A 24,549-nucleotide genomic window follows, 5' to 3' on the forward strand; every position below is an offset into this window, starting at 1 on the left:
ACCATCGAAGCGATGAAAATGGAAACCGGCATCCACGCCGAAAAAGACGCCGTCATCAAAGCCCTGCACGTCTCTCCAGGCGCACAAATCGACGCTAAAGACCTCCTCATCGAACTCGGGTAGGGGTAAATCACAGGTAAGAGGCAGCGCTTGGCCGCCTCTTACCGTTATTTTATGTCAGGTCAGCAGGCAAAATGCCTTCGGGGATGTTTTGATAGCTGACAGGGCGCAAAAAGCGGCGAATGGCCAAGGTCCCAACCGAAGTTGCGCCAAAGTTGGTGGACGCAGGGTAGGGGCCGCCATGAACCATAGCATCGCAAACTTCGACACCAGTCGGAAAACCGTTGGCCAGTACTCGACCCGCTTTGCGTTCCAAGATCGGCATCAGGGCACGAGCAGCGTCTGTGTCGCCATCATCCATGAACAAAGTGCAGGTCAGTTGTCCTTCGAGTGATTTTGCCACTGCAATACGCTCCACATCATCTGCGACCACCACGACCATGCCGAGCGGGCCGAATACTTCTTCGGACAGCTCATGGTTTGCCAACCAGTCGGCACCAGTGGTTGCGAACAGGTAAGGCGTGGCCCCGCGCAAATCGCATGTCGAAGTCATCACTGCACGGACGCCCGCGCTTTGGGAAATGCGGTCACGTCCGGAATGATAGGCGTTTGCTATGCCGGAGGTGAGCATGGTTTGCGCACCAATCGGTTCCAAAGCGGCCCCCGCAGCGGCGACAAAGGCATCCGCCTGCGCACCGGCGGTTACAATTGCGATACCGGGGTTGGTACAAAACTGGCCCGCACCCATTGTCAACGAACCGGCCCAACCAGCTGCAATCTGATCGCCGCGCGCGGCTAAGGCTTCGTCCAGAATGAACATCGGATTGACCGAGCCGAGCTCTCCGAAGAACGGGATTGGTTCAGGGCGGGCTGCACAAATATCGAACAACGCACGACCGCCGCGCAAGCTGCCGGTAAAGCCAACTGCCTTGATCAGGGGATGCTGTGCCAATGCTTGGCCAACTGGAATGCCGCCGTCTTGGACAAGGCCAAAGACACCGGGGTGGACGCCGCATGATTTGATAGCCGCATCAATAGCTTGGGCAACAAGTTCCGCCGTTCCGGGGTGTGCAGGGTGTCCTTTGACCACAACGGGGCAGCCTGCGGCCAATGCAGCAGCGGTATCGCCACCAGCCGTTGAAAACGCGAGCGGGAAATTAGATGCGCCAAAGACGGCAACCGGCCCGATAGGGCGTTGAACCATGCGAATTTCGGGGCGTGGCAGTGGGGCGCGATCTGGCAAAGCCACATCATGGCGGCGATCAAGGTAATTTCCGGCTTCGATGTGGTCCGCGAAAAGGCGCAGCTGGCCGGTGGTGCGGCCGCGTTCACCGATCAAACGGGCCTCTGGCAGGCCGGTTTCCTTGCAGCCCATTTCGGTGATGGCGTCGCCAAGGTTGTCAATTTCAGTCGCTATCGCACGCAGCAAGGCGGCGCGGCTCTCGCGGCTTGAATAGCCAAAGGTCCAGAATGCATCTTCGGCAGCTTGGCAGGCTTGATCAACCAGTTCCGGTGTTCCCGCACAAAAGCTGTCCGCATCGCCACTGACCGGTTCGTTGGTGAATGTCGAAGTGCTGCTGACCCATTTGCCTGCAATTAAATGTGTGCCTTTCAGCATGATAATATCCTTGGTTTAGAGAAGTCCGCGTGCGGCGAGGTTTCGCATAAGGTGGCTTACACCAAAGGCCCATTCGGGGCAGGTGGTGGACAATTGCACTGTATTGGAAAGCGTCCCAAGTTCCGGCGATGAAATTTCGACATGATCGCCTAGTTTGTGAGTAAAGCCGCCGCCGACCGTATCACGATCTTGTGTTGGCGCAAACAGTGTTCCGAGATAGAGCATAAAGCCGTCAGGATACTGGTGATGCCTGCCCAAAGTTTGTCGGGTCAAATCCTGTGGGTCACGGCTGATCTGTGACATGGAAGAATGCCCTTTTAGCGAAAAGCCATCGGTTCCGGTGACTGTCAATGTCAGCTCTGCGGCGCGTACGGTGTCCAGCGTGAAACCATCATCAAACAGCCGGATCATTGGCCCGATAGATGCAGAGGCATTGTTGTCTTTGGCTTTGGACAGCAGCAAAGCTGACCGGCCTTCGACGTCGCGTAGATTGACATCGTTACCCAAAGTGGCCCCGACAATGCGGCCTGTGCTTGAAACGGTTAGCACAATTTCAGGTTCGGGATTGTTCCATGTCGACATTGGGTGCAATCCGACCAAAGCCCCTGACCCTACCGCGGATAGGGTTTGCGCCTTTGAGAACACTTCGGCATCAGGGCCGATGCCGACTTCAAGATACTGGCTCCACAATCCTTCCTCGATCAAGGCGGATTTAACTGTTTCGGCTTCGGGTGAGCCGGGGGTGATATTGGTCAGGCTATCGCCGATCCGGGCACCGATCCTTGCGCGAATGTTTTGGGCTTTGTCCGGATCACCAGCCGCTTGTTCCTCGATAACCCGTTCAACCATCGATCCGGCGAAAGTGACTCCGCAGGCTTTGACCGCTTGTAGATCGCACGGTGCCAAAAGGTGCAAATGGCCTGTGTCGGTTGCATTTGCGGCGATTGTTTCTGCGGGGCCAAGGTCAAGTCCGGGCGCTGAAGCTACATATCCGACAGGATCGTCCATTTCGCATATATCGCGGACCAAAGGGGCATTCGCACTGGTAATGTCCCAAAGATGACCGCCGCGCAGTGTCACAACGACGGGGCCGGAAATGTCGGGATTCCAGACGCGGCCCAGCAATGTGCCCGAAGATGGAAATAGAGTCATGTGAGGCTCCCTGCCAAAGGTCATGTTAGCGCATAACGTTTGGCAAGGACCGGCGACTGTCAATGCCGGAGCGACGGATTCCCCCAGCAACAGATCAAAGCGTGGACAGGAATTCCGGTTTTCCTAGTAGTCGCGTTCAAAGAAAATCCCGATCGAGGAATCTCCATCATTGTCGGCACTGCCCCGCACGGTCAAATTGGGTGTTACATCCAGGTTCAGACTAACTTCGTTAGTGCCGTCGCTGTTAACCGTCAGATCGGTATAGATGCTTTCGGAAATATATTTTCCGACTTTTGCTTCGGCGTTGCCGTCTGCATCCAGCCCGATATCCAGCTCATCAACGTTCAGCGTCTGCCGCAACTGATCCGTAAGACCGACCCCACCTTGCCCCGAAAGCGTGCGGATGGCAGCAGCCAGCTGAATCGCTTGAAGGGCGGAAATGTTTGTCGGATCTTTGCCAAACAAGAAATATGACAAGGCTTCGTCATCGGGCATGTCAGGATCGGACGTGACCTCAAGCTCGGGCTCCGATGCGAGGCCACTGATCCGCAAGGTAATTGAAACATCTTCAACTTCTGAGGTTGCGGAAAAATCGATCACGGGGTCGAAACTACCTTCCAGTCGGGCCAGCCCTTCGTTCAGATCAAGCCGTCTGCCCAAAAGTGAAAGCCTGCCGCGCACCAGATTGAATGCGCCAATGGGCTGAATGTTGTTGGAAGAGCCTGTTATGCGTAATGACCCGTTCAGTTCGGCATCAAGGCCGCGACCGCGAATAAAAATCTGGTTGGGGGCGTTGATGGTCACGTCAAGCGGGTAATCAGCTGTTGAGGCTGGCTTTGGTGTGGGAACAGACTCAAGCCCGGCATAACGCAAGGTACGCTTTACCTTTTTGCTGGGGTGCAGATGGCGCAAACCATCAAGCGCAGAATACGAGCTGCTGAGCGGTGGCAATTGTATCTCGGCATCGGTTAGATCGATTGAACCGGTTACACCCGCCCCGCCTGCCAGTCCCCCCGTGACCCGCAAATTGCCTTGAAGAGCAACTTCAAACAAGGATGCTTCACGCAGTGTTATCTTGTCCAAAATCACCGTCAGATCGGCATTGAAGGGCGCTTCAAGAGTGATGGGGCCGGAAACCTGAACCTGCCCACCGCTGGCAACCTGGCCAGACAAACCCAAGGTGGCGCGTCCTGCCGCCAGATCAGCCCCTCCACGGATATCGTTCAACGCCACGCCCAAAGCAGGAGACGTAAAATTGGCTTCAGATAGGGTAAACCGGCCTGAGACAGAGTTCAAAGCAGGCGGTCCGTTGACCTGCAGATCAAAGCCAACTTGCCCTGAAAGAGCCTGACCGGTGAGGTAAATATTCGCAGCTTCCAAAGGGGCAGCCCCTGAAACGGCCAAATTCATCGTTGAAACATCTTGGGCAATGTCACCACTTGCCGTCAGCCTAATACCGCCCGGCCCTTCACCAGAGGTGTTGATCTGCCAAGTATCGCCTTGCTTGGTAGCGGTTCCAGATGCGCTAACGGCACCGGGGAAATCGGGTACAATCAAGGCCAAATTAGCCATGTCCAATTGATAGCGAAGATCACCGGAGTCCGGGCCAATTTGGCCGGATATCTCGGCAGAAACACCAGAGGCCTTAAGGTTAAGGGTCGAAATGTCGATGTCGTCAAGGTTGCCACTGGCGCTTAGCTTCGCGGTGGTTGCCCCACGTAGCAATGTTTCGACCTGAGGGTTGCCGAACTTGAAATTATCCAACTGAGCGTCGGCGTTCAGGTCAAACTCCGTGGTGTCGAAGTTTGCAGATCCCAGAGCCTTTAAGCTGGCGGACCCTGCCAAAGGTTGCCCCGCAAGGTCGGCATATTTGGCAAGCTGGCCGATTCTAGCGTCGAGCGATCCGGACGCTTGCCATTTGGCGGGCTGGGTTTCGCGGAGCTCACCGGTGAAGGTTGCCCGCGCATCTCCGGGCAACGTTGTCAGAGCGGTGACGTCCCAGCCTCCGTCTACTTGAACGGCATCTGCGGTTATCGCAGCAGGCCCGCGCACCTGCGGAATTGCTTTGCCAAGGTCAACCAGACGCGCAGACAAGGTTCCGGTACTGCCGGTTTCTTTTAGCGTTCCGGAGGCAACCAAGTTGATCTGGCTGGTCTCGATCGTCAACGGTTTGACTACAAAACCGCCCGGACCACGCGTGGCATTCACGGCCAATAGACCCTGCCCCGTCAATAACGGGTCAAGCTCGGCCACACCTGTCTTTAAATCCTGCGTACTGCCAAATATGGATAGGTCGAACGCGCCGGTCAACGGGGCAACAAGGCCGGAAATTTTCAAATCCGCTGCGCCTGCCAAAGGGATTGTTGCCAGCTTCGCAAACCGGCTGAGATCACGCGCAGCCAAAGTGAAATCTGGGGTTAGGGACAGTTCATCAGGTTTGGTCGGGTCAGAAACGACCAACGAGCCGGTCAGGCCATAGTCTTCGCCGGACAGTTTTAGATTGTTCAGGGTAAAAGGCGCACCCTTGGCCCAGTCAAAGGCCAAGGCACCGTTCAAACTGTCTCCGATCGCTTCTGCCAGATCTTGCGAAGCCGGTGCCAGACCTGTGGCATCCAGCGTCAATTCGCCGTCGATGCGTTCTTCGGTTCGGTTGATCACGCCAGATGCCTCAAAGCCGACGGAGTCGAGCGCGAGCGTCTCTTGTTCGAAACCCAACAACTGGCCATTCAAGCTCCATTCTTCACCGGACGCGGAGTCGAACGACCCGCTTAGAACGGCGCTTCGGATTTCGATTTTTGGGCCAGACAGTGGCAAAATGACGGTTTCGCCGGTGGGTGGCGTAATGTTGCCATCCAACGACAATTTGGTGGGCCATCCGTCGGGGCTGATCTCTGCGGATCCATCGAGCAAAAGCGCGGCAGCGCTGACGCGCAGGGCATCAAGCGTCAGGGTGCCATCAGGTGCCTGATGCCCTGCGGCTGTAAGATCGACCTTATTGCCAAGAAATTCAGCGAATTCGGGAACAAAAACAGGGGCGATATCCCCACCCAATAAGGCAGCGAACCGGTTTGTCCCGTCGGATTGACTGATCAAAGTCACCACACCTGACAGGCGTTCCTGATTGTCCGTAGCCAACAAGATTGAAGCGTTGAAGTCAGAAAGCGGGTCTTCGCCTTTGACAGTCAATTCTAGTGACGGCTTGCCCGGCAGAGACAGAAGATTTGCGGCGATGCCATCTTGTGGCTCGATCAAGGCCAAGTCCAACCCCAAGACGCGAGATTCGTTGTTGAAAGCGCCCTTCAACCGCAATTCACCCTCTGCGTCAGTACGGACCATCTTCAGATCAACGTCACCTGCGCCATCTTCCAATCGCGCCGATCCGGAAAAAGACACGCGTGCTGATTGCCCAAACAGGCTTTCGCCCAGCAACACGTCTTTGATGTCCATCTTGTCGATGTTCACCGAAACGGGCAGGCTGGGCAGCGAAAACGCCTCGCCCGACGCCGCGCTTGGCAATTCGGTTTTGCTGGGAAGGGGCTTGCGCGGCAAATCAATGCGACCGATTGAAATTTCGTCGATCTTGATCCGGCCGCGCAGCAGTGCGGTTCTGGTCCAAACCATGGCGATGTCTTCGGCGGTGACCCAAACGCCTTGTTCATCCGTCACCGTGATCTTTTCGATCGTGGCCCGGCTGGACAGAGCCCCGGCAAACCCGTCGATGATGACGGTGCGCCCCGGTCCGGACAAGGCGTCTTCTAGCAGGCCCTGAATATAGCCGCGGTCATCGTCATCTTGGGCAACAGCTGACATAGGCGTCAAAAGGCACAAGCAAAGAGCTAAAAATCGCATCAAAACGCCTGCCCGATCCCGATATATAACTGCATTTTCTTACTGGTTTCTCCGGATACGGGGAACGCGGCGTCCACGCGAATTGGCCCGATTGGGGTTTTGTAGCGCATCCCAAGGCCAGCCCCTGCGTGCCACTCCCCTTCGTCAAAGCTATCTGCCCCGACAAAACCGGCATCCGCAAAGCCGACCACTCCGATGGTGTCTGTGATCGAATATCTGACCTCGCCGGACAAAACGGCAAGGGCTTTGCCCCCCAATGAACGGCCATCTTGGTTGGCACCCAAAGATTCATATGGTTGGCCCCGGACTGTCCCCCCGCCACCGGAGTAGAACAAATACCCCGGAGGGGCATCAACCGCATCTGGCCCCACCAAGGAACCCAGTTGCAGGCGTCCGGCTAGAACGGTCGAATCTTCTGCCCCGAAAGAGGAAAACGCCCGTGCGTCCATTTCGAACAAACCGCCGGTTTGGCTTTGATATTGCTCATAAAACGGTGTGAGTTCCGCGCTTATGAAGAACCCGTTTTGTGTGTCCAGAGTATTGTCGCGCCGGTCATAAATCAGCTTGGCGGGCAGGCTATACAAAAACAATTCACGCGTTTCGCGGGTGCCGTCGTAAATATCGGTGATTTCGTGATAGCTGACACCGACACCCAGTTCCCCGGTCAAATATGGGCTGAATTCACGCGATGCGCCAAAAGTCAGTTCGACCATGTGATCGATGTAATCGGGCTCATCCTCAAGCTCGAAACTCAACTGGGAAAAGAACAGCGTATCAGCCCCGTAGACCGCCGGTTTTTCGAACCGGAAGATCAAGGAGTAGTCCATGTTTTGTTTTTCGGTGCCCAGCTGTGTGACTTTCCCATCGATCGAAAACCGCTCTGCGCCACCGAACAAATTTCGGTGCAACCAGTAACCGGTCAGTGTAACCCCTTCGTCCGTTGACAATTCAGCGCCGCCGCCGATCCGGCGTGGCTTTCGGTCGATAACGGCGATACCAAGATCCAAAGAGCCGTCGGGATCAGGTGTTTCCGCCTCTGTCACTTGCACTGACTTAAAGGTGCCAGTGCGGCGCAGCCGGTCTGCGCCCTTTTTCACAGCATCGGGATCATACACTTCACCGCGTGGAATTCCGGCAATTTGCCGAACTCGCGCAGGCTTGGTTTTGCTTTCTCCGGTCACGGTAACGTCGCCAAAAGTCAGTTTTGGACCCGGATCAATTGCGATCGTCACATTGAGACGGGAATTGGCGTGCTCGGCCGTAATGCTTTGATCAATCACCTGCGCTTTTGCATATCCGGCCGACCGCCAGTCGTTTACGGCTTTGCGTGCCGCTCCGCGCACCACGGTGGCCAAGGCGGATTGGCCGGTTTCAAATTCTTCCGGTTTGGTTGTTCCCGGGGCCAGCGGTCCGACCTGCGCGGTTCCAAACTCAAAGAGTTCGCCCGGATCGACCGAAATCTTTATTTCGTTAACTTGGGCCGGAAGATTGAAAGGATCAACTTTGGCCGCTTCCTTGCCATCCAGAGTGATCCGGACTACCGCGGAGTAATATCCTTGCGCATAGAGCGCTTCGACGAGCCGAGAATAATCGGACTGTGCGGCGGCGACCACATCGTAAGGGGTTTTTTCATCATTGGCTAATAAACCGGACGACAAAGACGCCGACACCAGACTCGCCTCAAGGTCTTCGTCGGATGAATTGAGCAGTTTGAAGTCTACTGTTTCAAGCGCCAAAGCTGAATTGGCTAGCTGAAACGCCATAGCGCCAGCCAAAAGCAACCGTCCCGAGGAAAGCTGGATCATACTTCACACCGCCATTTTTCGTCCAGCCTATTGCACGGATCAGAGTTCGGCCATGAAAAAGTTTCAGAACAGGCGCCAATTCGCGAATCGCCGTGATGCATTCTTGTCTTGATAGAGAATGAGAGGTTTTGGGCCCTGAAAATGACCGCTATGGGAAATGTTCTGGCGCATTATCCGGCAGCCATTTTGGATATTTTTTCATGATGTTTTCAAATCGGTCCGAAGTTAGAAAACGGTCCAGCCAGCCTTGCAATGCAGGCCATGGCTGCGCGTCGAACCATGTTTTGTCGACAAAGGCGAATTGACGTACAAACGGCAAGATGGCGTAATCTGCCAAACTAGGGTTTTCAAAAATCCATGTGCTGATTTGGGTGTCTAAATCGCGAAGAAATTGGGCAGCTTTGGCGCGGTGGAATTCGGGGTCTTCCTCCGGATAGCGTGTGCCGTATTTGGTGCGGTCCAACGCTTGTTTAAACGGACCATCGCATCGGGAAATCCAGTCAAACCCGACGTTTGGCATGTCTAGCCAACCTTCGGGGTCGCGTTGCCCTAAGGCCCACAACATGATGTCCAGACTTTCGTCAATCACGATGTCAGGCAAGACAAGGCAAGGCACCGTGCCGCTGGGTGACACCTTCAAAAATGTCTGCGGCTTGTCCCGCAAAACGACTTCGCGCAACGCGACCTGTTCGCCTGCGGATGCAAGGGCCAGTCGGGCGCGCATCGCATAGGGGCAACGGCGAAAGCTGTAGAGCAGGTTTGTCATGACACCAGCGTTTTTGTCGCCTCATCCACGGCGATTTTCGCCATTTTCAGGATGGCGTCACGGGTTTTGGCAGCGGCAATGAACCGGCCGTTGTGGCAAAACGTTGCTCCCGTGACGCCACTGGCGGCCTCCAGTGCCTCATTCGTCAGACCGGCCCAAGCAGCGGGTAGGTCCGCGCGCAGCTCAAACCCCTCATCAAATTTGCGAATACCGCCAATGGACCAATCATTTCCGCGCGGGTTTACGACAAACAGCAAGTGATCTGCACCTGCTTTTACCACTGCGGAGCGGAACGGCATGCCCATGGGCAGTTCCAAAATCAGGCCATCGCCAGCGTCTGCGATGGCCTGTTCAACCTGTGCCTTGGCACGCAGTTTGGCAGCGGATTTGGCCACCTGCGCTTCGATAAAGGCGCGGGCGATGGTGAGGGCACCGTGAAAGGCCTGCATTTCCGCCTCGGTTCCAGTGTCGTCAAACACAGGTTTAAGCGTCTCAAGCAGAGTGGGCAGTGTCAAAGACGACAAGGGGCCCGCAACGCCGGGGCTGATGGCTCCGTTGTCCAGCAGATCTATAGGCAGGACAAATTTGGAATCCAAAGAGCGGTGGATGTGCTCAATGTGGTCTTCGGGCAGATCAAAGCTGCGCAGGTAGTCCAAACCGAAGTGTGCCCAAATCAATCCGAACGAACTGTAAGGTTGGCCATCTTCGCGCAACGGGGCATCACGTTGGTGGTGATCAAAAATCCGCAGATCGGCATCGAATGTGCCGCCAACATCATAAATGATCCTATCCTCGGCCGGGGTAATCCAGTCCTTCGCACGGGACCGGATGATTTCAGCTTCAGGGTACAGGCGGGTCAGGATGACGCTCGAGCACAGCTCATCTGCGTGGAAGCCACCTGAATGCGTGACAAGATAGAGAGGTTTCATAGCGGCACTTTGGTAAGGACTGGTCATGACCGTGTAAAACCGCTTGGCCGGTAACATACAAGTGCAGAGCATGTTTTCGAGCGGTTACGAGGCGTAGATTGGGCGGGTGAGGGGGCCCAAAGGCCTGAAAAGCGCTATTCGCCTGAAACAATTCAACGCATAGTCCGACCAAATCGACAAGGAGTGCGTATGTCAGATCCCAGTGTTTGTCCCGAAAATGAGCCGTTTTCCCGAATAAAGGGATTGCGCAATATGGCTCCGATTGCCCGTTTGGATGCCGTGGCGCAGGCTGCCGGTCTGGATGGCCCGACAGTTGACGCTCTTGCCGGATCAGGTGCGCTGCCACTGGAAATTGCGGACGGGATGATCGAAAATGTGATCGGCAGGTTTGAACTGCCGCTTGGTGTTGCCACCAATTTTCAGGTGAACGGCCAAGATTATCTGGTGCCCATGGCGGTCGAAGAACCTTCTGTGGTTGCTGCGGCGTCCTATATGGCGAAACTCGCCCGCCAAGGCGGCGGGTTTTCTGCCAGTTGCACACTGCCTATCATGCGGGCCCAAGTTCAGGTCATCGGCTTGTCCGACCCCTTTGGGGCCCGCGCCCGTTTACTGGCCGCTGAAACGCGCCTGATTGCAAAAGCCAATTCCAAGGATACCGTGCTGATCGGGCTGGGCGGGGGCTGTCAGGGGATCGAGGTTGAGGTGTTCCAAACCTCGCCCATTGGTCCGATGGTCGTTTTACATTTGCTCGTGGATGTTCGCGACGCGATGGGGGCAAATACAGTCAACTCGATGGCGGAAATGCTGGCACCGGATGTCGAGGAGATCACTGGTGGCACCGTGCGTCTGCGCATCTTGTCCAATCTGGCGGACCGGCGGGTTGTCACGGCATCCGTACGCCTGCCGGCAGATGTTTTGACTACGAACACGCTTAGTGGCGAAGAGGTCGCGCAGGGGATCGTCGAAGCCTGCGCGCTGGCGTTAATCGATCCGTACCGTGCGGCCACCCACAACAAAGGGATCATGAACGGCATTGATCCGGTTGTATTGGCCACCGGCAACGATTGGCGCGCGATTGAAGCGGGGGCGCATGCATATGCCGCGCGGTCGGGGCGTTATTCGTCCCTTACGACTTGGGAAATCGATGGTGACGGGGCGCTGGTCGGGGTGCTGGAAATGCCCATGGCGCTGGGCATCGTGGGCGGTGCAACGCGAACGCACCCAGCCGCACAAGCTGCATTGAAACTGATGAAGATCGGCTCGGCACAGGAACTGGCCCAAGTGACGGCCTGTGTTGGCTTGGCGCAAAACCTCGCAGCCTTGCGGGCGCTTTCCACCGAAGGTATCCAGCGCGGGCACATGGCGCTACATGCGCGCAATATCGCGATCACAGCAGGGGCAACGGGCGCTGACGTGGACCGTGTGGCCAAGGCCATTGTGTCGGCAGGCGATGTCAGCGTCGAAGCTGCCAAGCAGGCGTTGGAAATCCCAGATTAAATGCGAGTGGGCCAGCTGCAACGCTGGCCCAATGCGTTACATCAGCATTACAGAACGTAGCGGCTTAGGTCTGTGGATTGTGTCAGTGCACCCAAGTGCGTTTCGACAAATGCTTCGTCCACCGTGACCTCGGTGCCTGGTTTGTCCGGTGCCTCGAAACTCAACTCTTCGAAGACACGTTCCAGCACAGTATAAAGCCGCCGTGCGCCAATGTTCTCAACCGACTGGTTCACATCCGCGGCGATTTTAGCCAGCGCTTTGATGCCGCCTTCGGTAAAGCTGACGGTGACCTGTTCGGTCGCCATCAACGCCGTGTATTGCAGCGTCAAGGCGTTGTCTGTTTCGGTCAGGATGCGCACAAAGTCTTCTTCCGTCAGTGCACGCAGGGTCACGCGGATCGGCAGACGTCCCTGAAGTTCGGGCAGCAGATCCGATGGCTTGGCGATATGGAATGCACCCGACGCAATGAACAAGATATGGTCGGTTTTGACGGCACCGTGCTTGGTGCTGACAGTTGTGCCTTCGATCAAGGGTAGTAGATCGCGCTGCACACCTTCGCGGGACACATCTCCGCCACGGGCTTCTTGGCGGGCGGCGACTTTGTCGATCTCGTCCAAGAATACGATGCCGTTTTGTTCGACCTCTTCAAGCGCTTTAACCTTGATCTGCTCGTCGTCCAAAAGCTTGTCAGCTTCTTCGTTGATCAACAGCTCGTAGCTGGCCGCTACAGTCATACGCTTGCGTGTGGTGCGCCCGCCCATGGCTTTGCCGAACAGATCACCAAGGTTCATCATGCCCGCACCGCCGCCGGGCTGGCCGGGGATGTCCATCATCGGAAAGGGTGACGTCGTGTCGGCCAATTCCAGATCAATCTCGGTATTGTCCAGCTCGCCGGCCTTCAGCTTGCGGCGGAACATTTCGCGGGTTGCGTCGCGGGCATCAGTGCCTGCGATGGCTTCGATTACGCGTTCTTCGGCGGCTTCGTGGGCGCGGGCTTTGACGTCTTCGCGCATGAATTCACGCACTTGGATGATCGCAGCATCGACCAGATCACGGATGATTTGTTCCACATCGCGGCCGACATAGCCAACTTCGGTGAATTTGGTGGCTTCGACCTTGATAAAGGGGGCTTTGGCCAGTTTTGCCAGACGGCGGCTGATCTCGGTTTTACCGACGCCGGTGGGGCCGATCATCAAGATGTTCTTCGGGTATACCTCGTCGCGCAGATCATCGGACAGCTGCTTGCGGCGCCAACGGTTGCGCAGGGCAACGGCGACGGCGCGTTTTGCGTCAGCTTGGCCGATAATGAAACGGTCTAGTTCCGAGACGATTTCGCGGGGGGTCAAATCAGTCATGACAGGGCTTTCGTGTAAATCTCGTCGGTCATCATGTCGTCGAACCATTCCGGATAACGACGGTTCGGGGCGGCGGCAGCATCAATCGCGGCGATCTCTGCCGCGCTTAGGGTGATGTTTGCTGCCTCTAGTGATGCTTCAAGCTGGCTGAGTTTGCTGGCCCCAACAATCACAGTGTGGGAGCGGCGTTTGTGCAAGATCCAAGCCAAGGCAACTTGCGCGGGCGTTGCATCATGCGTTTGGGCGCTGCTGGTCAGGGCTGCGATTGTCGCTTCTGCCTGATCGCGCGAGATTTGCAAAAAATCCCCTTCGGCCAGACGTCCATCTGAGGAGTCCAGTTTGTTCAGATCGTATTTACCGGTCAGCAACCCGCCTGCCAGCGGGGACCAAGCCATCAGGCCAAGACCCATTTCGCCCGCCATACGCAGCACATCGGTTTCGATGTCGCGCGCCACAGCATTGTACAGATATTGGCCGGTGATAAATGGATCGAACCCGTTGGCACCCTGCGTCTGAACCGCTTGGGCAACTTTCCACGCAGGCCAGTTTGACACGCCGATGTGGCGCACTTTGCCGCTGTCGATCACACGTTGCAGGGTGCCCAGTGTTTCCTCAAGCGGGGTGGTGAAATCGGTTTTATGTAGGACCAGAAGGTCGATCCAGTCGGTATCCAGCCGCTTGAGGCAGCCCTCAACTGAAGACAGAATATGCCCGCGCGACAGGCCAGCGTCGGTCAGCCGGTCGCTTTGGCGAAAGCCGATTTTTGTGCAGATCACCGCGTCATGGCGCTTGCCCTTGAGGGTTTTGCCAAGAATGTCTTCGGCTTCGCCACTGGAATACCCATCGGCGGTGTCGAAAAAATTCACACCGCGATCCAAAGCCACATCGACCATGCGCTGCGCATCATCCATGCCGGTTTTCGCGACGCCGGGAATCCAGTCAGAGCCATGGGTAAACGTCATCGTACCCAACGCCAAACGCGATACGACAAGGCCAGAGTTGCCTAGGCGGGTGAACGTCATATCGCTCACGCCTTGATGCTTTCGACGGTAAGCTTGCCGTTGGTGTAGACGCAGATGTCGGCGGCGATTGCCATGGCTGCACGGGCGACGTCTTCGGCTGATTTGTCGGTGTCCATCATGGCGCGCGCGGCGGCGAGGGCAAAGTTTCCGCCCGAGCCGATGGCGGCAACATCATGTTCGGGTTCCAGAACATCGCCAGCCCCCGTAATCACAAGCAGGTGTGCGCCGTCGGTGACGATCAGCATCGCTTCCAGCTTTTGCAGATATTTGTCGGTGCGCCAGTCCTTGGCCAACTCGACGCTTGCACGCTGCAACTGGCCCGGTGTCGCCTCAAGCTTGGCTTCGAGCCGCTCAAGCAGGGTGAATGCGTCGGCGGTAGATCCGGCAAAGCCACAAACCACGTCGTACCCACCCGGAGACAGGCGGCGAACCTTGCGGGCCGTGCCTTTGATCACCGTCTGGCCAAGGCTCACTTGCCCGTCGCCTGCGATCACGACCTGCCCGTCTTTGCGAACGCCAACAATTGTCGTGCCGTGCCATCCGGGAAATGCGCTGTCTGCCATTGTGTTTTCCTTTCGTCTCACGCCCATATGGGGATCATAAAGTTCCCCGGCAAGGCGGCCTATTTGGGGATAGCGGAACGCGCGGGGAAATGGAATGGATCAGCTGAGTACACAAGCGATGAAGCTGTGGCCGGAATTGGCGGCACAGATTGGCATTGCGCCCGAGGATGTGCAGGTCGCCCCGCTGGCGCGTAGGCTAGATGCACGCGTTGATATGGTGGCGCTGCGTCTTGACCGGCAGATTGGGCCAGCTTTGGTTTTGAAATTGCAGGCCAAGCCTCTGGACCCAGAGGGGTTTTCTAATGCGATGCAGGGGCACATGTACGCTTTTGACGCCTTTCCTGACGGTGTCCCGGAACTGCTGGCGGTCGATTTCGAAACCCAAGCCTGCGTAATGGAATTTGCCGAAGGGCAGCCGTTGGCGGTTGTGTTGGACGGGGCAACGCTCGAACAGCAGGCAGACGCGATGAAGCGGGCAGGGGCGTGGCTGGGGCAGTACCACCGCGCGACCTGTGTTGAAACGCGGGTTTTTCAGCCGAAATATACGCTTGGCTATCTGCAAGATGTCATCCAGGAGGTGCGCAACGGAACCCGCAGGATTGTGGACACTGAACGGTTTCTGGTCTGCGCGGACGCATTATGCGGGCGGCAACACCTGTTTGAAGGCCGCAGCACCAAGGCTGCGCAAACCCACGGTGATCTGCATATGCGCAATCTGTTGATGGGGCCTCAGGTCAAAGCGGTGGATTTTTCTGCCCAACGTGTCGTACCGGTTGGCCATGATATCGGCCGGCTTCTGTCTGACTATGCGATTTTGCGCGCGCCGCATGCTGATATCCCTCCCGGGGAAGTGCTGCCAATTCCCGTTCGGGATGCGTTTTTTGACAGCTATGGCTTGGTCGGCCCCGAAGACCCATCCGTGCAGCTTTTGATCCGGCACCGTGTTTTGGCAGAATGGTGGGGTTTGCCGGCTGATCAGCAAGACCGGAGTTTCGCGCAGCAGCGGCGTTGGTTGGGCATCGAATCCCTAACGGCCCGCGTGTTTCCGGGGCGTTAAGCTGGCCCTTGAAACTAAAAAGGCCCCGCCGAATGGCGAGGCCTGAAAATCTTGTCCGACAGCTTAGATGCTTTCGTTGATCCAGCTTTGCAAAGCAGCTTTTGGTGCCGCGCCGTTTTTGTTGGCGATTGGTGCGCCGTCTTTGAAGATGAACAGCGCCGGAATACCGCGCACGCCCATGGCGGCAGCGGAGTTCGGATTGCTGTCGACGTCTACTTTGACGATTTTGACCTTGCCTTCATATTCGGCGGACAGCTCTTCGAGAGCGGGGCCGATCTGTTTGCATGGACCACACCATTCGGCCCAAAAGTCCACCACAACGGGGACATCGGAATTCTTGACTTCGGCTTCAAAGGTGGCGTCGGTGACAGCGACGGTAGCCATGGTACTCTCCTTGAGTTGAGGCAGCGCAAATGTTTGCGGCCTGACAGGTTGTGGAACCTAGAAAGCGTTGCGGCGCGCGTCAAGATGCCGTGGTGCGACCAAGCGCTTGTGTCACGAGATCGTGCGGCAACGGCATGTAGTGGCAATTGGCTGTCCAAAGCAGGCCTAGCTCTACCTCGTGGTTTGGAAATATTTGAGCAAGTGCAGCAGCATAAGCCCCCATTTGACGCAACAAACCTTCGGGCGTTTGGGCGGCGTTTTGAGGTACGGTGCGGTTGGATTTGAAATCCACGGCGATAATTTTTTTATCCGAGATGAGCAGGCGATCAATCACGCCGTGGATTCGGCCGATGTCGGGAATCTCGGCCGTAACAGGCACTTCGGCCAAACTCCGGCTGTCAAAGAATTGGGAAAGCGCGGGGGTAGACAAGACGGACAAGGCCTCCGCCAGAATCTGGGAAAGCATTGGCAAAAGACCGGAGTTTTCTGCAGCTTTGCGGTGCTGTTCCAGCAGTTCGGTTCCCGCATCGGGGCGTTCCAACGGCGGGAGCGGGGCCAGATGTTCAAGCAAGCTGTGGAGCAGTGTGCCGCGCGCTTTCGCGACTTCTACTGTGTCGCCATCTGCACCGGCCAGCGCTTTGGCCCCGCCCAAATCAGATGGGGATCGGGTTTCAATTGCTGGTAGCGGTGTTGGTGCGGGTTTCGTGAACAGTTCTGGCAGGACCGTTTCAGCCAAAACGGGCTTGGACGTCCGTGTCATTTCTAAACCTGACCAATCCGGATCACCAATCTGAAGACCGGCACCGCTGCCATAAGGGCCAAAATCATAATCAACCTCTGTGGGGCCAGAGGCAACCATGCCGCGCTGAACCTGTTTGTACCAGACGTCTTCGCCATTCCCCAAATCGCCAGAGGCTGCAACAACCAGCCATTTTTCGGCGCGGGTTAGTCCAACATAAAGCAGGCGATCCCGTTCCTGCCGTTCTTTTTCCTGACGCGCTTCGACCGCGTCACGGTGACGTTCGGGTTGCAAATCGCCGGTCTGTTTCCACATTGTTCCATCCGCGTCCCCCAAAATCGCATCGCGCAAATCACGGCGAGGGGCGGCGCAATCGGGCAGAATAACAATCGGTGCCTCAAGCCCTTTCGACCCATGCACCGTCATCACCCTCAGCGTTTCACCAGCGCTGTCAGGTGCGCGTTTGATTTCCAGATTGTCCGCCTGCGCCCATTGCAAAAAACCGGTCAGCGATGGCACATCGGATTGCTCATAACTCAGCGCTTGGCCAAGGAGGGCGTTCACACCGTCCTCGGCCTCGGGGCCAAGGCGCCCGATCAACAGGCGGCGGCCAAGGTGACGTGTCAGGATGCGGTCGATCAAATCATAGGGTCGCAAGAAATCAGTCTGGCCGCGCAGGTCGTCCAAAATTGCCATGGCTTCGGGGAATTCATCGCGGCGATCCCGCAGGCTTTCCCACAGATATTTGCCACCGCGACGATGGGCGAGATCAAAGAGCTGTTGCTCGGAAAACCCGAACAGCGGGGATCGTAGGGCTGTCGCCAAAGAAAGGTCGTCTTCGGGGGTTGATAGATAGGTCAGCAAGGCGATGATATCGCGCACCGCCAGTTCGGACATCACCTTGAGCCGGTCAGAGCCCGCAATTGGCAGCCCTTCTTGTTTGCAGGCGCGAATGATTTCTTTGAACAACCGGGATCGCCCGCGCACAAGGATCAGGAAATCTCCGGCGTGCACTGGGCGCGCCTCGTAGTCACCTGAAAACCCCTTTTCGACGGGCAGGGGTGTTTCGGCCTCAATAGTGGTGCGAATGAAATAGGCGATCCGTTTGGCCAAAATCACCGTGTGATGGGTTGATCCGATGCGGTCCAACGGTTCAAACCACGCGCCATCACTGTCTTCTTTGATCTTGTCGATCAGCGGCCACAGATCAACGCGCCCCGGCATCCGGTCCTTGAACGCGATGTGCTTTTGATCGTCGGTAAAGCCAGAGGCAATCGCCCCGTCAAAGGTATTGTCCGCCAGTCTCAGAATGGCCTCGGCCGACCGGAAGCTGTGTTCCAGCGTCATAGGAACAAGCGGGGCATCGGTGGTTTTGAGCCGTTCGTCGAACTCGGCCCGCATACGGTCGAATTCGCTGGGGTCAGCACCTTGGAAGGAATAGATCGACTGTTTTTTATCGCCCACAACAAAGATTGTTCGCCGCACATCCGCCCGCGCACCTTCACCGCTGGTGAATTCCTGCGCCAACCGTTCGATCACCTGCCATTGCACAGGGCTGGTGTCTTGCGCCTCGTCGACCAAAATATGGTCAATTCCGCCGTCCAATCGGTACAAGACCCAAGCTGCAACGCGTGGATCCGATAGCAAATCACGGGTTCGGCTGATCAGATCGTCAAAGTCGAGCCAGCCGCGCAGGGTTTTTTCATGCTCGTATTTTGGCAAGAAATCCTGCGCAAATCTGTGCAAAGCAATATCGCGCTGGGCGGAGGCCAAGGCACGTTCGGCTTCGATTGAATCTGCAACACGGGCGATCAACTGGTCAAACTCTTCGCAAAGCTCGGGTGCATTGACGCGCACAGCCTTGGCTGGAAAGTTTTTACGGATCGTGCCCTTTTGGGTGAGGCAGGCCTGTTTGAGCAGCGTCAAACCCGGCCCGTCTGCCACCGTGACCATTTTTAGAATAACAGCGGCCTTTTTGTCATTCACCCCTGAGGTTTCCAGATGGGCAGCAATCTGCGGCAAAAAGGACATTTCACTGCCAAGAAACACCTGTGCGCGCAAAGATTGCGCGGTGACATCCGCCGCCAAACCATAGGAAGCAAAGATATCACCGGGGGTCAGGGCAATGGCAAAACCATCGCGGCGACGGCAGACTTCGGACAATAGCTTTTCGGTGTCATCCCCCGAAATAAACGGAGCGATGGCCTGAACCAGATGGGCTTTTGGCCCTTCTGACATGCGATCCAGAATTTCAGCCCGAAGCATTTGCGCTGATCGGTCTTCCATTTCCTTGAACTGGGGGCTGACCTGCGCCTCGAGCGGAAACCGCCGCAGGATAGACGAGCAAAAGGAATGAATGGTTTGAATGCGCAGCCCGCCGGGGGTTTCGATGGCACGAGCGAATAGCGTGCGGGCCCCTTGCAGGAAGGGTTCGGACAAGTCAGTCTCGACCCCGAGGGTTGCCAATTCGCGGCGTAAATCCACATCTTCCAACATCGCCCAGCCGCCCAAGCGTTTGAACAGGCGATTTTGCATCTCGGTTGCTGCGGCCTTGGTGTAGGTCAGGCACAAGATGTGTTCGGGCAGCACCCCGTCCAACAACAATCGCGCCACGCGGTCGGTTAGAACGCGGGTCTTGCCTGATCCGGCATTGGCAGCCAACCACGTTGAATTGCCGGGGCGGGCGGCATCTACCTGCCGCTGGGTGGCGAGGTCGCGGATCATGTCAGCACCTCGGGGTTGGGCGTGTCCGTGACATCCCATTCGCCAAAGCGCGATAGATGGTCATAATCGGCAATATCGGTGTCCTTCATAAGCGCCCGCCGGGCGGTGAAGCCTTTTTCAGCATCCATATAGGCCGCAATCAGGCTCTCGAATTCTTGCCAGACGGTGTCGATGGGCATTTCGTCTAAAGGGGCTGCGACTTCATCCGGTTTGCTGGGTTGCAGCGAAATGAACAGCGCCCGTTCGACATGGCGCGGTGCGATGCCTTCGAAGCCCCCTTTGTCCAGCATCGCGGCCTCAAGCAGCAATTGTTTGTCGAAATACTGTTGTTCTGTTTTGGTTGGGGCCGCGCCGGTTTTGTAGTCATAGATATGCGCATTGCCGCGTTCGTCGATATCGATCCGATCAGCCGTGCCGGTCAGCGTAAACCCAAGCGCGGGCAAGCCGGCTTTACCGCGAACCTCGTATTTTGCAGGTTTGGCGATGGACTGGCGTTTTCTTTCGCCCTCGACGAACCATTCGGAAATGCGCTGCATCCGTGCCAGCCAGAGCTGTCGGATGGTTGGAAATGGCACCTCGTTTGGGTCGCCAATGATCTTTTGCGCTTGCTCAAGCAAGGCAGCGGATGTGAGCATCTCCGGCGCAGCGCTGGCCTCTTTGACAAAGTGTTCCAGAACCGAATGTAGCAAAATGCCACGCATCAGGGCGTCCGGTGCACGCATCAGCGGATTGAGCGGCCGCAAACGTAGGCTATGTCGGGCGTAGATCGCATATGGATCGCGCACCAACCGTTTGATTTCTGTAACCGAAAGCTTGTGCGGGCGCGCATCCACTGGCGGGGCGGGCGATGGCCGCAAGGCTGGCGCTGTTTGCAAGGGGGTATCGGCGACCTGGGCCAAAGCCAGCCAATGCTCCCCGCGGCTGCGCATGTCTGCAAGGGCTTGTGGGCCTTTGCGTTGCGGCAGGCCGGTCATTAGGTTGGTCAGTCGGTTGATCCAGCGTGACGGCACTGTTTCAGCCTCATCGGACTTTTGCGACCGGGTCAGCCAGACTTCGGCACCTGCGGCGGCTTGTTGGAAGTCATGCGCAGACAGGCCAATGCGCCGTTCTGGCAAAAGTAAGCCGGCGTCAGCACGCATTTTGCGATTTAGCCAAGGATCAGCACCGGGCAATTCAGGCCAGCTGCCCTCGTTTAATCCGGCCAAAATCAACAAGTCAGCGCCCATCACACGGGCCTCAAGCGTTCCCCAGATCAAGATATGCGGGTGCGGCGCATCGCGGTCGCGCACTTCGCCCTTGGCAAGGATAGCGCCAAAAAGAGCGTTGTAGTCACGGGCGTTCATATCAGTGCCAAAACCAGCTTCGTCGCCCAACTCGGCCACGATTTCCGCAACTTTTCGTCCGGCATTTTCCTGCCAGAGTACACCGGTGCCGTCGCTCTGCGACCCTGCAGAAATGGATTCGGCCAGTGCGATATGGCGCGCAACCCATGTTGGCAGATCCAGTGTACCGGCGGTTTCAACCTCGCAAAACAGATCCGTTAGCCAAGTGGTCCAACCGTCTTGTTCGGCTTTGGCCCCCCATTCCTTGATAAGATCGGCACGTGGGAACGGCCAACCCTTTTTGCGAATGTGCAGCTCAAGGTTACGCGTGTTTTGAAGATGCTGGCCCCGCCCGTCCCCCGTGTGGGTCAACGGATGCTTGAGCAGTGTCAACAAAGCCTCGGCGCTAAGGGGCGCTGAAAATAGCGCTGAAACATGGCGCAAAAACCGACCCGGGGGCGTAAGCTGGGCCGGAATGCCAGCACTATCGTCCGGTAAAATCCCCCAACGATCCAAAGTTGACGTCACCTGACGGGTGAGCATCCGGTCTGGCGTGATAAGCGCGGCCGTGACACCGTCTTCGGCAGCTTGCCGCAGGCGCAGGGCAATGGTTTGCGCCTCATCGCGCAAAGACGGGGCCTCGACCAATGTAATGTCTTTGGTGGCTTCGCGCAGGTCGGGCAGGTTCGGCCCCTCGCTCATCCATTGGTGGGTGACAGGCGCGGGTCTGAGGGCCAAGGATATTAATTGATTGCGATCTGGTGCAGGGGGCTGGGTGTGCGTCCAGCGGGCCACATCTGCGTGTCGCAGGTCCATCTGTTGCATCAGTTTGGCAAAGCGATACTGCGGATGATCTTCGCCAGAAAGCGGTTCGTCCAAACGATCCCAAACCGGCGTTGTCATGTCATAGTCAAATCCGGGCAGGATGACCGCGCCTTGAGGCAAATGTGCCACCGCGCGCATGAATTCAGCCGTTGTGCCGCGTGATCCGGTTGAACCCGCAACGATCACCGGATGCTTTGGCGGATTGTCTTGCCATGCCTGCAATCGCAACTTGAGTGCCAGTCGGTTAAAGGCTGGGCTATCAGGGGTGCTGTCGGTTTCGAAATAGTGTTGCACAATGCCCAGAAAACCAAGCGCCCGCTGCCAATGTCCCGATTGATCGCTTACATCTAGGCCAGCGACGGTTTCTGGCAAAACCCCTTCGCCTTGCATTTCCTCCATAAGACTGGACAGGCTATCGGCCAAATCAAAAAGGGCGCTGCGAGGAGCCAAATCCGGTTGTGCATCCAGAAGTTTTGAGATCAAGCCCGTCAATTCCAACCGCCGCCGCAAAGACGGTTCAGGTTGAGGAAGCTGCGTGCGGGTCACAGGATCAGCCAGATCGGTGACCAGCCGAATGCTGGGCAATAGCGACGCCGGCCCTTGGTCAAAAATCATACGCAGCCTGCGCGCCATGCGTTCTGTGCTGACGTAAAGTTCGGTTTGCGCCAATTCAAAGGGGGATGATGCGCGCGCCTGTAGGCCGTGGGTCAGGGCTTCGGCAAAATCGACGCCGGGGGGGAGGCCAAACAAACGTGGGCCAGATGTCTCAAACATAAGCGAGCATGTCCTGTGCCATTTGGATGCCGGCGGGGTGCCCGACGTCGCACCATTTTCCCGAATAGGTCAGGCCGTGCAGGCGGTTTTGCTTGGCCATCCGGTTCCAGAGCACATTGAGTGAAAACGCCGTTTCAGGGATATCTGCCAGCAAATCGGTTTTGACGATTTGTGCGCCTGTATAAACCAGATCGCCTTTGCGGATCAGGGTGCCTTGGGCCGTTAAATCGAAGTCGCCGCCGCCTTTGCGCCCCACGGCATTGCCGAGTGGAACACAAAGCAAAAGCGCATCCATTATCTCTGGATTCCACCCCGCCTCAAGCAGTTCGAGCGGGTTAGGACCGGCCCAAACCGCATCGGTGTTCAAAGTGAAAACGGGATCAGTTCCCAGAAAAGGCAAGGCTGCCCGCAGGCCTCCTCCGGTGTCCAAAACCTCTGGCATCTCAACCGAGATTTGCACATCAATTGGCTTAAGATGTGCTTTGATTTGATCCGCGTGATAGTGGGCATTCACAACGCGGGTCGAAATAGTCGTGGTCAGGTCTAATGCGTGGTCTAGCAAGGGCTTTCCGGCCACTTGGATCAACGGTTTGGGCGTGTCTTTGGTCAAAGCCCCCATGCGGGTGCCAAACCCGGCGGCAAACAGCATTATGGCGTCGGGCATGGATTTTTTAACCTTTGCAAAATTGCGGGCGTGGGCTCGGGAAGCGATTGGCTGAGAATGGCCGCGACCGGAGCCAGAGCGGGATGGGTCAAATCATGTTTCAAATGGGCCCAAACCCGCGGAATTAAATCGATATAATGCGGCTTGCCACGTGTTGCCGCGAGACGGGCAAAAACCCCCAGTATTCGAAGGTTACGCTGCGCACCCAGAACTGCCAGCGCTGTGCGAAACGCAGTCTCTGGCAACCCCGATTGCGCCAAATAATGTGCGATGCAGGCCTTGGCGGTGTGGGGGCTTACATCGCGGCGGGCGTCTTCGATCAGGGAAATCAGATCATAGGCGCGGTGGCCCTGCAATGCGTCTTGAAAATCCAAAAGGCCAGCACGCTTCGCGCCCTGACGATCCGCGAGCCAAAGGATATTTTCGGCGTGGTAATCGCGCAAAACCATGACACCTTCCGGGGCCGCATAGTTTTGCAAAATGGGTTCAAACGCAGTAATCACAGCATCACGGGCTGCGGGGTTCGGAAGCTCTGCTCCGACGGCATAGCAGTCAAAGGCAACGTCGGTCATAGCTGCCAAAACCTTGGGCGTGGCGACAGGCAATGACGCGGGGGCGGGATGTTTGTGCAGCTCTAGCAATGCATCGACAGCGACCAAATACAGCGCTGTTTCGCGAACAGTATCTTGTGCAAGCTGGGCAATCAGGCCATCGCCAAGGTCTTCGATCAGCAGCAATCCCGGTGCTTGAGCCATAATGGATGGTGCGCTTAGGTTTAGGGCGGACAAATGCCGGGCAAGGCGCGCGAACAGGTCAACATCGCCATCTGGATCTAGCATCAAAATCGCGGTGTCTGGCCCTCTTGTCAGGCGGACATAGCTCCGAGAAGATGCATCCCCTGCCAAGGGGGTTTGCGCGGCATCGGCCCAACCTGCAGCTTCCAAAAACGGTGTCATGTCCTCAGGCCCGCAACAACATCGGTCCAACGGTTGGCGGCCCAGCTAAAGACGACGTCGCGGCTGTCGTTCTGTGCAGCATCAATTAAATGCAGGTGCAAAGCAGTTTCCGGGGACAAATCCTCAAGGCGGTCAGGCCATTCGATCAAACAAATTGCGGTTTCAAAGGCATCGGCCAGGCCCAATTCCACACATTCATCCGGCGACCCCAAACGATACAGATCAGCGTGCCACAGCTCTCCCGCGTTTGTGTCATAGACCTGCACAAGGGTGAAGGTTGGCGACGGCACATCTTCTGGTTGGTCTTGCAAAGACTGGATCAAGCTGCGGGCAAAATGGGTTTTACCCGCCCCAATCCCGCCCTGCATCAAAATGACGTCGCCGGGTTGCAGGCATTGACCCAGTTTTTGGGCCAAACGTGTGGTTTCCTCGGGGGAGGAAACGGAAAGACGGGCATGCTGAGTTGTCATGGTGCAAAGATACTCTTT

At 56.8% G+C, this 24,549-nt stretch carries 18 protein-coding genes; 3 read left to right on the top strand and 15 right to left on the bottom strand.

Annotated features, from left to right (window positions below; genetic code table 11):
- Positions 1 to 123 (top strand): biotin/lipoyl-containing protein (locus C8N36_RS24835; protein WP_146227648.1); only part of this gene is annotated, 123 nt, incomplete at its 5' end.
- 49 nt (positions 124 to 172) lie between these two features.
- On the opposite strand, the gene C8N36_RS07820 is transcribed toward C8N36_RS24835, so the two are convergent.
- The 6 genes from C8N36_RS07820 to C8N36_RS07845 form a co-directional block, all read right to left on the bottom strand.
- A complete protein-coding gene (locus tag C8N36_RS07820; RefSeq protein WP_097804169.1) occupies positions 173 to 1,678 on the bottom strand; it encodes an aldehyde dehydrogenase (NADP(+)) in 1,506 nt (501 codons plus the stop codon).
- 15 nt (positions 1,679 to 1,693) lie between these two features.
- The gene (locus C8N36_RS07825) at positions 1,694 to 2,830 is read right to left on the bottom strand and encodes a fumarylacetoacetate hydrolase family protein (protein WP_097804170.1); all 1,137 of its coding nucleotides are present in this window, start codon (positions 2,828 to 2,830) and stop codon (positions 1,694 to 1,696) included.
- A 123-nt stretch (positions 2,831 to 2,953) separates the two neighbouring features.
- Positions 2,954 to 6,679, bottom strand: a complete 3,726-nt coding sequence (locus C8N36_RS07830; protein ID WP_097804171.1) for a translocation/assembly module TamB domain-containing protein — start codon at positions 6,677 to 6,679, stop codon at positions 2,954 to 2,956.
- Positions 6,679 to 8,484, bottom strand: coding sequence for an autotransporter assembly complex protein TamA (locus C8N36_RS07835; RefSeq protein WP_097804172.1), 1,806 nt, complete (start codon positions 8,482 to 8,484; stop codon positions 6,679 to 6,681). The genes C8N36_RS07830 and C8N36_RS07835 overlap by 1 nt, the downstream gene beginning before the upstream one ends.
- A gap of 148 nt (positions 8,485 to 8,632) precedes the next feature.
- Positions 8,633 to 9,250, bottom strand: coding sequence for a glutathione S-transferase (locus C8N36_RS07840; protein ID WP_097804173.1), 618 nt, complete (start codon positions 9,248 to 9,250; stop codon positions 8,633 to 8,635).
- The gene (locus C8N36_RS07845; RefSeq protein WP_097804432.1) at positions 9,247 to 10,179 is read right to left on the bottom strand and encodes an MYG1 family protein; all 933 of its coding nucleotides are present in this window, start codon (positions 10,177 to 10,179) and stop codon (positions 9,247 to 9,249) included. The genes C8N36_RS07840 and C8N36_RS07845 overlap by 4 nt, the downstream gene beginning before the upstream one ends.
- A 189-nt stretch (positions 10,180 to 10,368) precedes the next feature.
- Between C8N36_RS07845 and C8N36_RS07850 the strand changes: the two genes are divergently transcribed.
- Positions 10,369 to 11,676, top strand: a complete 1,308-nt coding sequence (locus C8N36_RS07850; RefSeq protein ID WP_097804174.1) for a hydroxymethylglutaryl-CoA reductase, degradative — start codon at positions 10,369 to 10,371, stop codon at positions 11,674 to 11,676.
- A 47-nt stretch (positions 11,677 to 11,723) separates the two neighbouring features.
- Here C8N36_RS07850 and hslU read toward each other — a convergent pair whose 3' ends face one another.
- Genes hslU through hslV form a run of 3 tightly spaced genes read right to left on the bottom strand, consistent with a single transcriptional unit; the run spans position 11,724 to position 14,616 of the window.
- A complete protein-coding gene (hslU, locus tag C8N36_RS07855; protein ID WP_097804175.1) occupies positions 11,724 to 13,031 on the bottom strand; it encodes an ATP-dependent protease ATPase subunit HslU in 1,308 nt (435 codons plus the stop codon).
- Positions 13,028 to 14,053 carry an aldo/keto reductase gene (locus C8N36_RS07860; RefSeq protein ID WP_097804176.1) on the bottom strand — a complete coding sequence of 342 codons (1,026 nt, stop codon included), beginning with the start codon at positions 14,051 to 14,053 and terminating at the stop codon, positions 13,028 to 13,030. Before C8N36_RS07860 ends, hslU begins: the two co-directional genes overlap by 4 nt.
- Positions 14,054 to 14,058: 5 nt before the next feature.
- Positions 14,059 to 14,616: an ATP-dependent protease subunit HslV gene (gene hslV / locus C8N36_RS07865; protein WP_097804177.1), complete on the bottom strand. Its 558-nt coding sequence runs from the start codon at positions 14,614 to 14,616 to the stop codon at positions 14,059 to 14,061.
- Positions 14,617 to 14,710: 94 nt separating this feature from the next.
- Here hslV and C8N36_RS07870 point away from each other — a divergent pair, with 94 nt between their 5' ends.
- Positions 14,711 to 15,673, top strand: a complete 963-nt coding sequence (locus C8N36_RS07870; RefSeq protein WP_097804178.1) for a phosphotransferase — start codon at positions 14,711 to 14,713, stop codon at positions 15,671 to 15,673.
- A 63-nt stretch (positions 15,674 to 15,736) separates the two neighbouring features.
- Here the strand turns inward: C8N36_RS07870 and trxA are convergent, their stop codons facing one another.
- The 6 genes from trxA to tsaE form a co-directional block, all read right to left on the bottom strand.
- Complete coding sequence (trxA, locus tag C8N36_RS07875; RefSeq protein ID WP_097804179.1) at positions 15,737 to 16,057, bottom strand: thioredoxin; 321 nt, start codon at positions 16,055 to 16,057, stop codon at positions 15,737 to 15,739.
- A gap of 79 nt (positions 16,058 to 16,136) precedes the next feature.
- A complete protein-coding gene (gene addA / locus C8N36_RS07880) occupies positions 16,137 to 19,520 on the bottom strand; it encodes a double-strand break repair helicase AddA (protein WP_097804180.1) in 3,384 nt (1,127 codons plus the stop codon).
- Positions 19,517 to 22,441: a double-strand break repair protein AddB gene (addB, locus tag C8N36_RS07885; protein WP_097804181.1), complete on the bottom strand. Its 2,925-nt coding sequence runs from the start codon at positions 22,439 to 22,441 to the stop codon at positions 19,517 to 19,519. Before addB ends, addA begins: the two co-directional genes overlap by 4 nt.
- Positions 22,434 to 23,105 (bottom strand): nucleotidyltransferase family protein, encoded by a 672-nt coding sequence (locus tag C8N36_RS07890; RefSeq protein ID WP_097804182.1) that lies wholly within the window; start codon positions 23,103 to 23,105, stop codon positions 22,434 to 22,436. Before C8N36_RS07890 ends, addB begins: the two co-directional genes overlap by 8 nt.
- Positions 23,090 to 24,061, bottom strand: a complete 972-nt coding sequence (locus C8N36_RS07895; protein WP_097804183.1) for an aminoglycoside phosphotransferase family protein — start codon at positions 24,059 to 24,061, stop codon at positions 23,090 to 23,092. The genes C8N36_RS07890 and C8N36_RS07895 overlap by 16 nt, the downstream gene beginning before the upstream one ends.
- Positions 24,058 to 24,531, bottom strand: a complete 474-nt coding sequence (gene tsaE, locus C8N36_RS07900) for a tRNA (adenosine(37)-N6)-threonylcarbamoyltransferase complex ATPase subunit type 1 TsaE (protein WP_097804184.1) — start codon at positions 24,529 to 24,531, stop codon at positions 24,058 to 24,060. The genes C8N36_RS07895 and tsaE overlap by 4 nt, the downstream gene beginning before the upstream one ends.
- Positions 24,532 to 24,549 lie beyond the last annotated feature (18 nt).

The organism is Pelagimonas varians, assembly GCF_003208435.1.
Lineage (GTDB): Bacteria > Pseudomonadota > Alphaproteobacteria > Rhodobacterales > Rhodobacteraceae > Pelagimonas > Pelagimonas varians.

Coding starts and splice junctions, on each gene's coding strand:
- tsaE (WP_097804184.1), bottom strand. CDS start 24,531: ATGACAACTCAGCATGCCCGTCTTTCCGTTTCCTCCCCCGAGGAAACC.
- trxA (WP_097804179.1), bottom strand. CDS start 16,057: ATGGCTACCGTCGCTGTCACCGACGCCACCTTTGAAGCCGAAGTCAAG.
- addA (WP_097804180.1), bottom strand. CDS start 19,520: ATGATCCGCGACCTCGCCACCCAGCGGCAGGTAGATGCCGCCCGCCCC.
- hslU (WP_097804175.1), bottom strand. CDS start 13,031: ATGACTGATTTGACCCCCCGCGAAATCGTCTCGGAACTAGACCGTTTC.
- C8N36_RS07895 (WP_097804183.1), bottom strand. CDS start 24,061: ATGACACCGTTTTTGGAAGCTGCAGGTTGGGCCGATGCCGCGCAAACC.
- C8N36_RS07835 (WP_097804172.1), bottom strand. CDS start 8,484: ATGATCCAGCTTTCCTCGGGACGGTTGCTTTTGGCTGGCGCTATGGCG.
- hslV (WP_097804177.1), bottom strand. CDS start 14,616: ATGGCAGACAGCGCATTTCCCGGATGGCACGGCACGACAATTGTTGGC.
- C8N36_RS07820 (WP_097804169.1), bottom strand. CDS start 1,678: ATGCTGAAAGGCACACATTTAATTGCAGGCAAATGGGTCAGCAGCACT.
- C8N36_RS07850 (WP_097804174.1), top strand. CDS start 10,369: ATGTCAGATCCCAGTGTTTGTCCCGAAAATGAGCCGTTTTCCCGAATA.
- C8N36_RS07830 (WP_097804171.1), bottom strand. CDS start 6,679: ATGCGATTTTTAGCTCTTTGCTTGTGCCTTTTGACGCCTATGTCAGCT.
- C8N36_RS07860 (WP_097804176.1), bottom strand. CDS start 14,053: ATGACGTTCACCCGCCTAGGCAACTCTGGCCTTGTCGTATCGCGTTTG.
- addB (WP_097804181.1), bottom strand. CDS start 22,441: ATGTTTGAGACATCTGGCCCACGTTTGTTTGGCCTCCCCCCCGGCGTC.
- C8N36_RS07890 (WP_097804182.1), bottom strand. CDS start 23,105: ATGCCCGACGCCATAATGCTGTTTGCCGCCGGGTTTGGCACCCGCATG.
- C8N36_RS07825 (WP_097804170.1), bottom strand. CDS start 2,830: ATGACTCTATTTCCATCTTCGGGCACATTGCTGGGCCGCGTCTGGAAT.
- C8N36_RS07845 (WP_097804432.1), bottom strand. CDS start 10,179: ATGAAACCTCTCTATCTTGTCACGCATTCAGGTGGCTTCCACGCAGAT.
- C8N36_RS07840 (WP_097804173.1), bottom strand. CDS start 9,250: ATGACAAACCTGCTCTACAGCTTTCGCCGTTGCCCCTATGCGATGCGC.
- C8N36_RS07870 (WP_097804178.1), top strand. CDS start 14,711: ATGGATCAGCTGAGTACACAAGCGATGAAGCTGTGGCCGGAATTGGCG.